Below are 12,126 nucleotides of genomic sequence, written 5' to 3' on the forward strand. Positions count from 1 at the left end.
TCACGCCTCGCTCTGTGCGCCGGACCGTGACCGGGCCACGATCGAGGAGGCGGTGAAGTTGACCGCCAGGGTGAGCAGGAACAGCGCGAGGCCCGCGGCCATCAGCGCCGACATGCCGAACGTGGAGGCATCGCCGTAGTGCAGGGCGATCAGGGAGGAGACGGAGTTCGAGCCGGTCTGCAGGATGTGCGGCTGGATGGTGAAGACCGGCGAGATGATCAGGTAGACCGCGATGGTCTCGCCGAGGGCACGGCCGAGGCCCAGCATGGTGCCGCCGATGATCCCGCCCATGCCGTACGGCAGCACGACCGCGCGGATCATGCCCCAGCGGGTGGCGCCGAGCGCGTAGGCGCCCTCCCGTTCACCGGCCGGTGCCTGGGCGAACACCTCGCGCATCACCGAGCACTGGATCGGCGCGACCATCAGCGCGACGACGATCCCGGCGACGAAGGTGGAGGCGGTGTAGACGCTCTGGGAGGCGAGCGGTTCGCCCGGCTGGGTGCCGTCGACGTGCAGGAAGGGGATCCATCCGAACCAGTCCGACAGCCACCGGGACAGCCCGATGACGTGCTCCTGGAGGAAGAACAGCCCCCACAGGCCGTAGACCACGGACGGCACGGCGGCCATCAGGTCGACCATGGTGACGAGCGTGCGGCGCAGTCCCCGCGGTGCCACGTCCGAGATGAACAGCGCGGTGCCGACGGCCAGCGGCACGCTGATCGTGACGGCCACGGCGGCGATGAGCAGCGTGCCCGTGAGCACGGCCGCGATGCCGAACCGGTGGACGTCCGGCTGCCATTCGGCGGTGGTGAGGAAGGCCCAGACGCCCCGGGTCCGCAGCGCCTGCCCGGCCCGGAGCAGCAGGAACAGCCCTACGGCGGCCATGATGGCGAGGACGATGCCGCCCGTGGCGGTCAACTGGTACCGGAAGATCCGGTCCCCGAGCCCCCGGGCGGTCGACAGCCGCCTGGGCACGGGTCTTTCGGATTCCGCCCCGGCGGAACCCTCGAGCGCGGACACCACTGTGCCCCCCCTATACGGAAGCGTTTCTCCCCAACACGGCTCCGAATCGGGGTGCCGCGCCGCAGAGTCAATGGCCGATTCCTTGCGCTCCAGAGCTTCACATGTGGAGAACAGGTGAACTGCTCATGCCATTTCAGTGGGGGAGATGTGGGTGCCTGTGTACTGGAGGGTCCGAAGGGGCGAACTTACTTGCGGCTCGTGCGCTCCAGGGTGCGCTTGACGGCCTGCTCGTCCTGGCCCAGTACCGCCTTTTCCAGACTGTGGTCGTCGTGCCGGGAGAAGCGCTCGCCCTCGGCGACGTCCTCCTTGCTCAGCACCCGCCCGCACCACTCGCCCTGGTCGCCGGTGTGGTCGTCGAACGGCACGGCCCCGCCCTCGCCGAGGACCACCCACCCGCTCTCCTGCCACCGCAGGGCGAGCAGATAGGTGTGGCCGACCTCCAGGCGTGGCGCGTCGGTGGCCATCTGGGCGACACGGGTGCCGCTGGACCGGTAGACCTGCCAGCCGGGGGCGACCATGTCGAAGCCGGTGTCGAGGGCGTGCCGGGGTGCGGTACGCGACCACAGCCGGCTGTCGGTACGGAAGCTCACCAGCCGGTCCGTCGCGTACGCGACCGACCCCTTCTGGTAGGTGCGCCGGTTGGTCTCCCGCTCCCCCGTCGGACTGGCGACGACGACGTGATCGGCGTACGACACCCAGTCCTCCGCGGTCTGTGACGGGTAGGCGTCCCCCGACGCCCCGCACCCCGGCACCGACTCCAGTCCGGGTGCGCCGACCAGTACCCCGGCGACGATCCCGACGGCGGCGAGCAGCGCGGCGCCGGGCCGCGCCGGTATGCGCCAGGGCATGCCGGATCGTTCCCTCATTCGTTCCCCCGTGATGAAGACGACCTCTGTGAGTTGATCACTTTAAGTACGGGTCAGCGAAAGTGGAGAAGGATCACCTTGGCTCGGCACAGAACTGTGACGCGGCAGCTCCGGTGACCTCCGCGGTGATCAGGGTGTTCCCCCGTCCGGTGGACGTGCCGACGATCCCGGGGGTTGTCCACGCGACCCCGGTGCGAGGCCGGGGCGGGCCGGGTATAGCGTCGCGCAGTGGACGTGACCTGACCGATTCGTCCCGGACCGAAGGAGGGTGAGCCGTGAGCCGGATGGCCGAGCTGACCACGGGCCGGCTGCTGACGTCGTGGCAGCCGGACGTGCCGGCGCTGCTGCTGGTCGTTGCCCTGGGCGGGCTGTACGGCTGGGGGGTGCTGCGGCTGCGCCGCAAGGGCGAGCCCTGGTCACCGCTGCGCACCGCCGCCTTCATGCTGCTCGGCCTGGGCACGCTGGTCGTGGCGACGATGTCCGCCCTCGCCGTCTACGACCATGTCGTCTTCTGGCCCGCGGCCGTACAGAACATCCTGCTCGACCTGGTGGCCCCGCTCGGTCTCGCCCTGGGCGACCCGCTCCGGCTCGCGGTGCAGGCGCTGCCGGAGCCCGCGGCGGCGCGGCTCCGCCGGGCGATGACCGGCCGCCTGATCCGCCTCCTGACCTTCCCCCTGGTGAGCACGGCGCTGGTGCTGGCCACCGAGCTGACGATCTACTTCACCCCGTACTTCGCCACCGCGCTGCGGGTGGGCTGGCTGCACGAACTGATGTACCTGCACCTGCTGGTGGCGGGCTCGCTGTTCGTCGTACCGGTGCTGACGCGTGAGGAGACCCTGCCGGCCTGGTGCACCCACCCGGTCCGGGCGGGCCTGGTCTTCCTGGACGGCGTGATCGACGCGGTCCCGGGTGTGGTCGTGATGACGCACGGCACGCTGATCGCCGGCGCCTGGTATCTGCACCACCATCCGTCCTGGTCCCCCGACGTGCGGCAGGACCAGCAGATCGGCGGCGGCGCGATGCTGAGCATCGCCGAGCTGGTCGCCCTGCCCTTCCTGCTGACGATCCTGTACCAGTGGGCGAGGGCGGAACGGATCCAGACGGCGGCCCTGGACCGTCACCTGGACCAGCAAGTCGCCGCCACTGCCGCCGCCCCCGCCTCCGCGGTCCCGTCTCCCGCCCCCGCCGGTTCCACCTCCGCCTCCGCCTCCACCGCCGACCGTGTCCGCCCCTGGTGGGAGACGGAGGAGAACGAGGTGGCGGCACGGATCCGTCGGCAGCGCGGCGAGTAGGGGCCGTCGGCTCCCGGTCAGGCCGTGGCCAGCGAGACCTCCGTCGACTTGATCAGTGCCACGACCGGTGAACCCGCGGTCAGGCCGAGGTCGGTGGCCGCGTCCTTGGTGATCGCCGCCGTCAGTTCTGCCCCGTCGACCGCGATCTTGACCGTGGCCATCGCTCCGCCGGTGGCCACCTCGCTGACCGTGCCGGGCAGTTGGTTGCGGATGGAGACGCCCGCCACGCGGCCGGTGGCGAGCGCGACCTCCGTGGACTTCACCATCGCGCGTACGGCCGAGCCCGCGGCGAGCCCCAGGTCCTCGACCGCCTCCAGGGTGATCGCGGCCGTGAGGTCCTGCCCGCCGTCCAGGCGCACCTTCACGGTCGCCATCACCTCGCCCGGGGTGACGGCGGTGACGGTGCCGGGGATCTGGTTGCGGATGCTCAGGCTCATGACGGGCCGCCTCACGGGAGGAGCGGGCAGGGTGAATTGCCCTGTTTTGCAACGACTGTGACTCCATACGTTAGCCGGTCGGGCCCCGCTCGGGGATGATCGGACGGCATGGGGTGCGGGTACGACGAGAGGGGTCCCGGGGCCGTGGACGAGCAGGCGGAGATCTCGACACCGCAGGAGGCCGCGAACAACCCGCTGGTGCTGGCCTTCGGGCGGCTGCAGGGGGCCGCGAACCGGCTGGAGTACATCGTCGGGCGGTCCCTGGAGCAGGAGTGCGGGATCAGCCACCTCATGTACGAGGTGCTGCTCATCCTGGGGCGTGCCGGTGAGCCGGGGCTGTCGATGCGGGCCGTCGCGCAGGAGCAGGTGCTGACCACGGGGGGTGTGACGCGCCTGGTGGACCGGATGGAGGCGGCCGGGCTGGTCGAGCGGACCGAGGATCCCGGCGACCGGCGCGGACGGCTCGTACGGCTGACGCCCAAGGGTGCGGAGACCGCCGTCGCCGCTACCCGTGTGCATGTGGAGAACATCCGCCGCCTCTTCCTGGCGCCGCTGCCGCCGGAGGACCGTGACCGGTTCGCCGAGGATCTGCGGATCCTGAGCCATGCGGCGCGGGATGTGCTGCCCCGGCTGCCCTGAGTCCGGAGGGGGTTGTGGTGCGGGTCACACGCGCGAGGAAATATCTGACTCGTCAGTTACTGTTCTGTCAGGTGAATCGCTCGCCCTTCTCTTCAGGAGCACCTCATGAGCAGCCCCGCCCTCTCCTTCACGGTCCTCGATCTCGACTTCCCCGCGGGGGTCAGGAACAAGACGGCCACCCTGGTCACGGGCGAGCACGAGGCCCTGCTCGTCGACGCCGGTTTCACCCGCGCCGACGGCCACCGCCTCGCCGCCGCGGTCCTCGACTCGGGCAAGAAGCTGACCACCGTCTTCGTCAGCCACGGCGACCCCGACTTCTACTTCGGCGCCGAAGTCCTCGCCGACGCCTTCCCCGACGCCCGGTTCGTCGCCACCCCGATCACCATCGAGCACATCCGGCACTCCTACGAGGGCAAGCTCAAGGCATGGGCGGCCCTCGGCCCGAACCTCCCCACGCGGCTGGTCGACCTCCAGCCGCTCACCGGCGAACTCGCCCTGGAAGGGCATCGCTTCGAGCTCAGGGGCGGCCCGGCCGAGCTGCCCGACCGGCACTACCTGTGGCAGGCCGAGCGGCGCGCGATCCTCGGTGGCGTCCTGCTCTTCCAGCAGGAGCACGTGTGGGTCGCCGACACCCCCACCCCCGAGGACCGTTCCGCCTGGCTCGGGCTGCTCGACGAGATGGCGGCCCTGGAGCCGGACCTGGTCGTCCCCGGACACCGGCTGCCCGGCACTCCGGCCGACGTCTCCGCCGTGACCGCCACCCGCGAGTACCTGGTCGCGTTCGAGGAGGAGCTGGGCAAGGCCGCGGACGGTGCCGCGCTCACCGAGGCGCTGGTGGCCCGCTACCCCGGCAACGGCATGCAGATCGCCGCCCAGATCGGTGCGAAGGTCGCCAAGGGGGAGATGAAGTGGGGCTGAAGCAGGCCGAGTTCGCCGACTCCACCGCCCCCGCCGACGTCGTACGACGTCAGTACCTGGCCTCGGCGGCCGGTGACCTGGACGCCCTGCGGGCCACCCTCGCCCCCGACGTGGAGTGGACGGAGATGGCCGGTTTCCCGCTGGCCGGCACCTACCGCACGCCCGAAGGCGTCACCTCCCAGGTGATGGAGAGGCTCGGCCGGGACTGGGACGGCTGGACCGCGCACGACGACAGCTATGTCGTCGACGGCGAGAACGTCGTCGTCCTGGCCCGCTACACGGCCGTCAACAAGGCCACCGGGAAGGCGATCGACGTCCGCGTCGCCCACCACTTCGTCGTGCGCGGCGGCCTGATCGTCCGTTTCGAACAGTTCGTGGACACGGCACTGGTCCGACAGGCGATGACCGGCTGACCACACTGCGGCCGTGGGCATCGCACCGGCTGACCGCACTGCGGCCCTGCGCACCGGCCCGACTGGCCGCACGACGGCCGTGCGCTCCGCGCGGGTCCGCCCCGGCGGTTCCGGTTCGTCCCGGGGCGGCCGCTCTCGGGGGCCGCCCGCGCCGGGTGGCCGCCGGGGTCCGTGCGGCTCGGCGCCTCAGGCCGGGCGGGGCCAGCCGTGGTCCCGCAGGGGGCCGACCTCGTAGCCCCGCTGTTCACAGGTGTCCAGGATGCGGGGGAGGGCGCCGAGGGCCGAGCGCCAGGCGGCCGGGGCGGATGTGCAGTCGGAGTCGTGGAGCAGGACCGTGCCACCGCCGTCCAGGTCCGACGTGACCGTGCGGTGGACCGATTCCGGTGTGGCGCGGGCGGTCCAGTCCTCGCCCCAGCTGGTCCACAGCACCGGAGTGAGGGCGAGGCGGCGGGCGGTGAGGTGGGCCGCGGTCGACATCACGCCGTACGGGGGCCGGAACAGGGTGGGCCGGCGGCCCGTGATGCCGGCGACGGTGTCGCGGGCACGGGCCAGGTCGTCGTAGGTGGCGCGCGGGCCGCGCAGCAGCAGCGGGCGGTGCAGCCAGCCGTGGATGGCGATCTCGTGGCCCGCCGCGGCGATCTCGCGGACCAGGCCGGGCGAGCGCCGTGCCTCCCGCCCGAGCAGGAAGAAGGTCGCGTGCACCCGGCGCTCGGCGAGGAGGCGCAGGAAGAACGGGGTGGAGAGGGGGTCGGGTCCGTCGTCGAAGGTGAGGGCGATGTGATCCGGGCGGCCGCGGCCCGCGAGGCGGGGCATGGTCCGGTTGCGCAGTGGCCCCAGGGTGGAGATCACCGGTGCGGCGTGGGCGGCCGCGAGGACGGGCAGGGTGACGGCGGCAGCGGTGCGGACCAGCCGGGCGGTGCTCACGAGTGGTGGCCTTCCGCGCCGGGGGCCCGGTCCGGGGCGGTGTCTTCCAGGTCGAGTCCGTGTCCGATGGCGTGCAGCACGTCCGGGCCGTCGTACGCCGTCGCGATCCCCGTGCCGACCGCGCTCGCCCAGACGGCGCCTGCCGCTGCGGTGGTGGCGACCAGCCGGCGGGTGGCGAGGCGGCGGCGTCGGACGGGGGTGTGGGGCGGCGGCGGTGGTGGTGGGCCCGCGGCGTGGACGCGCGCGATCTCCGCGGCGGGTCCGCCTTCGGGCTCGGCGGCGAACAGGCCGAGCCCGGCCGTGCGTTGGCGCAGTCCGGGCGGGCCGTCGATCAGGTCGTGGAGCGCGGCCTTCAGCCGGGCCGGTTCGCGGATCCAGACCGCGGCGCCGGCCTCCTCCAGGGCGGCGGCGTTGGTCAGCCCGTGGCCCGGTATGCACCGGTAGCTCGCGACGGGCAGCCCCGCGGCGAACGCCTCCAGGGAGCTGAGCCCGCCCGCGTTCTGGACCAGGACGTCGGCGGCGTGCAGGAGGGCGGGCATGTCGTCGACCCAGCCGAAGGCGTGCTCGATGCCGTCGGCGCGCAGCCGTTCGGCCAGCGCCGTGTTGCGGCCGCAGACGACGACCGGGACGGCGGCGCCGCAGTCACGCAGTTCCATGGCGACCTGCCGGACCGGTCCGACGCCCCACGAACCCGCGACCAGCAGGGCCAGCGGGGCGTTCGCCGGAAGCCCGAAGCGGGTCCGGGCCGCCGCCCGCTCCGGCTCGGTACCGGGACGGAAGCGCGGGTTCACCACCGGTCCGCACACCCGGACGTCCCGCGCCCCGGCGGCCCGGGCCTGGGCGGCGGGCACGGCGTGGGCGGCGAGGTGGACGTCCACGCCGTCGGCCACCCACAGCGGGTGCACGGAGAAGTCGGTGAGGTAGGTGAGGACGGGCACGGCGAGCCGTCCGTCGAGGCGCAGGCCGCCCAGCACACGGCTGGCACCCGGGTAGGTGGAGACGACCGCACCGGTGCCGGGACGCAGCGCGCCGAGCATGCGCTGTTCCGCGGTGCGCAGCAGCGCCCTCGCCAACGGCCCGCCGCCCCCCGCGCGTTCGGTGCTGCGGTAGATCCGCTGGTAGGCCCAGGGAGCCTGGACGAGCATGCGGTGGTAGCCGTCCCGGACGAGCCGTCCGATGCGGGCCGGCAGCAGGTCCAGCAGATCGAACCGGTCGACGGTGAGGCCCCGGGCCGCGAGCCGGCGGTCCAGTTCGGCGGCGGCGCCGTCGTGACCGGCACCGATGCTCGCCGAGACGATCGCCACCCGCTCGGCGCGCGCTGTCGGCGCCACCCGTTCGGCCCGCACTGTCGGCGGCACCGGCTCGGGGCGCAGGGCGGCGGTCGCCAGGGCGCGCAGATGCACCGAACTTCCGAGGTAAGGCATGGGCTCGTTTCCTCCGCAGGTGGAGTGGGCGGCCGCACTCTACAACATGTAGTAGGTAGATTCTTACAACATGTAGTAGATCCGCTGGTGGGGGTGGGTGAGGGCGCTGGGGGCCTTGCGATCGGCCGCCGGACGCCTGCCGCGGACGCCGTGGAGCCTGTGTGTTTTCCATGCGCCGCCGGTAGCCGTGTGGTCGTAGTACCGCGGTACGACGTGCCGGGCGCAGGTCGGCCTTCCGGTACGAGGGATCCGGGTGATCCGGCTCTTAGCGTGGTTGTGAGGCGCCGGAACCGACGGTGCCACCGGCAGACAGGGACAGCGCCCATGATCGACGCACGGCAGTTGACCAAGAGATACGGCGAGAAGACGGCCGTCGACGGGCTGGACTTCGCCGTGAAGCCGGGCACGGTGACCGGCTTCCTGGGGCCCAACGGCGCGGGAAAGTCCACGACCATGCGCATGATCGTCGGGCTCGACGCCCCGACGAGCGGCTCCGTCACCGTCAACGGCCGCCACTACGCCCAGCACCGGGCACCGCTCCAGGAGGTCGGCGCCCTCCTGGAGGCGAAGTCGATCCACCCGGGCCGTTCGGCCTACAACCACCTCAGGGCCCTCGCGCTGACCCACGGCATTCCGCGCCGCCGGGTCGACGAGGTCATCGGCCTCGCCGGTCTGGACAGCGTGGCCAATAAGCGGGCCGGTGCCTTCTCCCTCGGTATGGGTCAGCGGCTGGGCATCGCGGCGGCGCTCCTCGGCGATCCGCAGACGGTGATGCTGGACGAGCCGGTCAACGGGCTGGACCCGGAGGGCGTGCTGTGGATACGCAACCTGCTCAAGGCGCTCGCCGACGAGGGCCGCACGGTGTTCGTGTCCTCGCACCTGATGAGCGAGATGGCCCTGGTGGCGGACCACCTGATCGTCGTGGGGCGGGGACGGCTGCTGGCCGACACGACCGTCGGGGACCTCATCCGCGAGGCCGGCGGTGACACGGTGAAGGTCGCGACCGAGGACCCGGCACGGCTCCGGGACGTGCTGGCCGGGCCGGGCGTCGACGTCACGGGACGCGTCGGCTCCGAGGAACTGCAGGTGACCGGGCTGACCGCCCGCCAGATCGGGCTGAAGGCGGCCGAGCACGGGATCCCCCTGTTCGAACTGACCTCGCGGACGGTGTCCCTGGAGGAGGCGTTCATGGACCTGACCAGGGACTCCGTGGAGTACCACGGCTCCACGACCGTCGAGACCCTTGAGACCGTCGGGAGCCCCGCATGACCACCCTCACCGCGACCACGGAAGAGACCCGGACCGCCCCCGCCCGCCCCGCCTACCGGGTGACCGGACGGCGTGTGCTGTCCTCCGAGTGGGCCAAGCTGTGGTCCCTGCGCTCGACCTGGATCACCCTGGGCCTCGGCCTGCTGTTCCTCGTCGCCTTCGGACTCATCGCCGCGAACCACTACAAGTCCGGCATCGGCTCCCCGCACCGGGACCGGGACTTCGCCACCGCGACGGCCGTGAGCCTGTCCCTCTTCGGTACGAACTTCGCCCAGCTGGCCCTGGGTGTGCTCGGCGTGCTGGTCACGGCGGGGGAGTACTCGACCGGCATGATCCGCTCCACGCTCGCGGCGGTGCCCCGCCGGCTGCCCGTGCTGTGGTCCAAGGCGGCGGTGTTCGGCCTGGTCGCCCTGGCGGTCGGGACACTGGGGGCGTTCGTGGCCTTCCTGTTCGGAAGCCGGATCGTCTCGGGTACGGCCGCGGCCATGGGCCTGACGCACGCCGGTGTCGTGCGCAGCCTGCTGGGCGCCGGACTCTACCTCGGCCTGGTCGGCGTCATCGGTACCGCGCTGGGCGCCCTGCTGCGGTCGGTGGCCGGCGGCATCTCGGTGCTGGTCGCCTCCCTGATGCTGGTCCCCGGACTGATCTCCCTGCTGCCCAGCTCCTGGCAGGACAACATCAGCCCCTACCTGCCGAGCAACGCGGGCGAGTCGATGTTCGCCCTGACCCACGACAGCACCACCCTGTCGCCCGGTGCCGGACTGCTGGTCTTCCTCGGCTGGACGGTGCTGGCCCTGGGCGGCGCGGCGTACCGGCTCGCGCGCAGTGACGTCTGACCTCTGCCGCACCATGGACAGGTGACGTCCGTGACCACCGATGACCTCAGCGGGATGGGACCGCTGGTCGCCCGGCTCTCCCGGGGCGGCCGGCGGTTGCGGCAGGCCGACCGGACACATCCGTGGGTGCTGGACACCGCGGTCGTGCTCCTGGTCTTCCTGATGTTCTGCCTGCCCGACCTGGTCCATGGCGGTCCCGGCGACCGGGACGGCGACCGGCACGGCAGTCACCCCTTCTGGTTCGCCTTCGCCCGGCTGCCCCTCGCGGGCATGCTCGCCCTGCAGGCGGGCCTGGTGCTGCCCCTGCTGTGGCGGCGGCGCAGGCCCGCGGCGGCCTTCGCGGCCGTCGCCGCGGTGTTCGTCCTGCAGTGGTCCCTCGGCGCGGCGCTGCGCGCGGACGTCGCCCTGTTCGTCGCGCTGTACAGCCTGGCCCTGCACGGACGGCTCCGGCAGCTGCCGTGGGCCTGCGCCGCCACGGCGGCCGCCCTGGTGCTGGTCGCCGTACGGGCGTCCGTGGCCGTGTCGGTCTGGGACACGCTGTTCTTCCTGCTGAGCACGGCGACCGCGGCCCTGGCGCTGGGCCTGGTGGTCCGTATCCGCCGGGCCCAGCTCGCCGGACTGCGGGAGCGCGCCGCCCGGCTGGAGATAGAACGCGACCAGCGCAGCAGGCTCGCCGCCGCCACCGAACGCACCCGGGTCGCCCGCGAGATGCACGACATCGTCGGCCACAACCTCTCCGTCATCATCACCCTCGCCGACGCCGGCGCCTACGCGAGCGACCTCGCACCCGAACGCGGCAAGGAGGCCCTCCAGCTCATCGGCGACACCGGCCGGCAGGCCCTCGGCGAGCTGCGGCGCGTGCTCGGTGTGCTGCGCGAGACGGCGGGCGCCTCCCCGGGCGGGCCCGAACTCAGTCCGCAGCCCGGTATCGCGGACATCGACGCCCTGTGCGCCAATGTGCGCGCCGCCGGGCTGGAGATCGTCTACCGGACCTCCGGAGACGTGGACGCCCTGGACAGCGGGGTGCAGCTGACGACGTACCGGATCGTCCAGGAAGCCCTCACCAACACCCTGAAGCACGCCGACCCCGATGCCCGTGTGCACCTGGCGGTCGTGGAGAGGGACACCCGGCTGACCATCCGGGTCCGGGACACCGGCCCGGCCGCGCCGCCGGGACCGCACGAGGAAGGACATGGCCTGGTGGGTATGCGGGAACGGGCGGCCCTCTACGGCGGGACCGTCAGCGCCGGACCGGCGAGCGGCGGAGGCTGGAGCGTCGAGGCCGTCCTCGACCTGACCCCCCAGGGAGATGTCCGGTGACCACCGTGCTCGTCGTGGACGACCAGCCGCTGCAACGCTACGGCTTCCGCATCCTCCTGGACTCCGTCCCCGAGACCGACGTCGTCGGCGAGGCCGCCCATGGCGCCGAGGCCGTCCGCAAGACCGCCGAACTGCGCCCCGACGTCGTCCTGATGGACGTACGGATGCCCGGCATGGACGGCATCGAGGCCACCCGCCGTATCGTCGCCGCCGGCGACCGTTCGCGTGTCCTCGTGCTCACCACCTTCGACCTCGACGAGTACGTCCACGCGGCCCTGCGCGCCGGGGCCAGCGGCTTCCTCCTCAAGGACGTGCGCCCCGAGGAACTCCTCGCCGGCATCCGGGCCGTGGCCGCCGGGGACGCGGTCATCGCACCCGCCCTCACCCGCCGCATCCTCGACGAGTTCACCCGCTACGTCCCGGCCCACCCCGGGGACTCCGTGCGGGACCCGAGGCTGGGCTCCCTCACCGAGCGCGAGCGCGAGATCCTCGTCGCCATCGGCAAGGGCTGGACCAACGGCGAGATCGCCACCCGGTTCGTGGTGTCCGAGTCCACCGTCAAGACCCACGTGGGCCGCGTCCTGGCCAAGATCGGCGCCCGCGACCGCATCCAGGCGGTGATCTTCGCGTACGACCACGGCCTGGCCCGGCCCAACTCGGACTGAGCGCAGACCGAGAGTGCCCGTCCTCTTCGGGAGGACGGGCATTTTTTGGTTTCTCAGGAATTCCCGGGAACACCCAGGAAATCTCAGACTCGGGACCCGT

General features: G+C 72.4%; 13 protein-coding genes. 8 read left to right on the top strand and 5 right to left on the bottom strand.

All coding sequences use genetic code 11. The features are described 5' to 3' along the window. Positions 1-975 carry a phosphate ABC transporter permease subunit PstC gene (gene pstC / locus ACIRR9_RS25390; protein WP_260328020.1) on the bottom strand — a complete coding sequence of 325 codons (975 nt, stop codon included), beginning with the start codon at positions 973-975 and terminating at the stop codon, positions 1-3. Positions 976-1,208: 233 nt separating this feature from the next. Beyond that, a complete protein-coding gene (locus ACIRR9_RS25395; protein ID WP_403755892.1) occupies positions 1,209-1,871 on the bottom strand; it encodes a hypothetical protein in 663 nt (220 codons plus the stop codon). A gap of 302 nt (positions 1,872-2,173) precedes the next feature. Between ACIRR9_RS25395 and ACIRR9_RS25400 the strand changes: the two genes are divergently transcribed. Then, entirely contained in the window at positions 2,174-3,181 is a 1,008-nt protein-coding gene (locus tag ACIRR9_RS25400; RefSeq protein WP_403756352.1) for a cytochrome c oxidase assembly protein, read from the top strand. 17 nt (positions 3,182-3,198) lie between these two features. Here the strand turns inward: ACIRR9_RS25400 and ACIRR9_RS25405 are convergent, their stop codons facing one another. Continuing rightward, entirely contained in the window at positions 3,199-3,618 is a 420-nt protein-coding gene (locus tag ACIRR9_RS25405) for a TOBE domain-containing protein (RefSeq protein WP_365335686.1), read from the bottom strand. A gap of 144 nt (positions 3,619-3,762) precedes the next feature. On the opposite strand from ACIRR9_RS25405, the gene ACIRR9_RS25410 reads away from it, so the two are divergent. The 3 genes from ACIRR9_RS25410 to ACIRR9_RS25420 all read left to right on the top strand — a co-directional run bounded on the left by ACIRR9_RS25410 (position 3,763) and on the right by ACIRR9_RS25420 (position 5,588). Continuing rightward, positions 3,763-4,257, top strand: coding sequence for a MarR family transcriptional regulator (locus ACIRR9_RS25410; RefSeq protein ID WP_316773852.1), 495 nt, complete (start codon positions 3,763-3,765; stop codon positions 4,255-4,257). 105 nt (positions 4,258-4,362) lie between these two features. Beyond that, positions 4,363-5,175: an MBL fold metallo-hydrolase gene (locus ACIRR9_RS25415; protein ID WP_403755896.1), complete on the top strand. Its 813-nt coding sequence runs from the start codon at positions 4,363-4,365 to the stop codon at positions 5,173-5,175. After that, complete coding sequence (locus ACIRR9_RS25420) at positions 5,166-5,588, top strand: nuclear transport factor 2 family protein (RefSeq protein ID WP_403755899.1); 423 nt, start codon at positions 5,166-5,168, stop codon at positions 5,586-5,588. The genes ACIRR9_RS25415 and ACIRR9_RS25420 overlap by 10 nt, the downstream gene beginning before the upstream one ends. A gap of 186 nt (positions 5,589-5,774) precedes the next feature. On the opposite strand, the gene ACIRR9_RS25425 is transcribed toward ACIRR9_RS25420, so the two are convergent. Both ACIRR9_RS25425 and ACIRR9_RS25430 read right to left on the bottom strand, forming a co-directional pair. Next, positions 5,775-6,512 carry a polysaccharide deacetylase family protein gene (locus ACIRR9_RS25425; RefSeq protein ID WP_403755902.1) on the bottom strand — a complete coding sequence of 246 codons (738 nt, stop codon included), beginning with the start codon at positions 6,510-6,512 and terminating at the stop codon, positions 5,775-5,777. Then, positions 6,509-7,936 carry a glycosyltransferase gene (locus ACIRR9_RS25430; RefSeq protein WP_403755905.1) on the bottom strand — a complete coding sequence of 476 codons (1,428 nt, stop codon included), beginning with the start codon at positions 7,934-7,936 and terminating at the stop codon, positions 6,509-6,511. The genes ACIRR9_RS25425 and ACIRR9_RS25430 overlap by 4 nt, the downstream gene beginning before the upstream one ends. A gap of 324 nt (positions 7,937-8,260) precedes the next feature. On the opposite strand from ACIRR9_RS25430, the gene ACIRR9_RS25435 reads away from it, so the two are divergent. Genes ACIRR9_RS25435 through ACIRR9_RS25450 form a run of 4 tightly spaced genes read left to right on the top strand, consistent with a single transcriptional unit; the run spans position 8,261 to position 12,026 of the window. Further along, positions 8,261-9,205, top strand: coding sequence for an ATP-binding cassette domain-containing protein (locus ACIRR9_RS25435; protein WP_403755908.1), 945 nt, complete (start codon positions 8,261-8,263; stop codon positions 9,203-9,205). After that, complete coding sequence (locus ACIRR9_RS25440; RefSeq protein ID WP_403755911.1) at positions 9,202-10,041, top strand: ABC transporter permease; 840 nt, start codon at positions 9,202-9,204, stop codon at positions 10,039-10,041. The genes ACIRR9_RS25435 and ACIRR9_RS25440 overlap by 4 nt, the downstream gene beginning before the upstream one ends. Before the next feature lie 30 nt (positions 10,042-10,071). Next, entirely contained in the window at positions 10,072-11,361 is a 1,290-nt protein-coding gene (locus ACIRR9_RS25445) for a sensor histidine kinase (protein ID WP_403755913.1), read from the top strand. Continuing rightward, positions 11,358-12,026: a response regulator transcription factor gene (locus tag ACIRR9_RS25450; protein ID WP_365335705.1), complete on the top strand. Its 669-nt coding sequence runs from the start codon at positions 11,358-11,360 to the stop codon at positions 12,024-12,026. The genes ACIRR9_RS25445 and ACIRR9_RS25450 overlap by 4 nt, the downstream gene beginning before the upstream one ends. Positions 12,027-12,126: the final 100 nt, after the last annotated feature.

The organism is Streptomyces sp. NPDC101234, from assembly GCF_044767525.1.
Lineage (GTDB): Bacteria > Actinomycetota > Actinomycetes > Streptomycetales > Streptomycetaceae > Streptomyces > Streptomyces sasae.

Excerpts from the sequence above, each read along its gene's own strand:
- ACIRR9_RS25405 (WP_365335686.1), bottom strand. The coding sequence starts at position 3,618 with ATGAGCCTGAGCATCCGCAACCAGATCCCCGGCACCGTCACCGCCGTC.
- ACIRR9_RS25415 (WP_403755896.1), top strand. The coding sequence starts at position 4,363 with ATGAGCAGCCCCGCCCTCTCCTTCACGGTCCTCGATCTCGACTTCCCC.
- ACIRR9_RS25395 (WP_403755892.1), bottom strand. The coding sequence starts at position 1,871 with ATGCCCTGGCGCATACCGGCGCGGCCCGGCGCCGCGCTGCTCGCCGCC.
- ACIRR9_RS25430 (WP_403755905.1), bottom strand. The coding sequence starts at position 7,936 with ATGCCTTACCTCGGAAGTTCGGTGCATCTGCGCGCCCTGGCGACCGCC.
- ACIRR9_RS25435 (WP_403755908.1), top strand. The coding sequence starts at position 8,261 with ATGATCGACGCACGGCAGTTGACCAAGAGATACGGCGAGAAGACGGCC.
- ACIRR9_RS25400 (WP_403756352.1), top strand. The coding sequence starts at position 2,174 with ATGGCCGAGCTGACCACGGGCCGGCTGCTGACGTCGTGGCAGCCGGAC.
- ACIRR9_RS25440 (WP_403755911.1), top strand. The coding sequence starts at position 9,202 with ATGACCACCCTCACCGCGACCACGGAAGAGACCCGGACCGCCCCCGCC.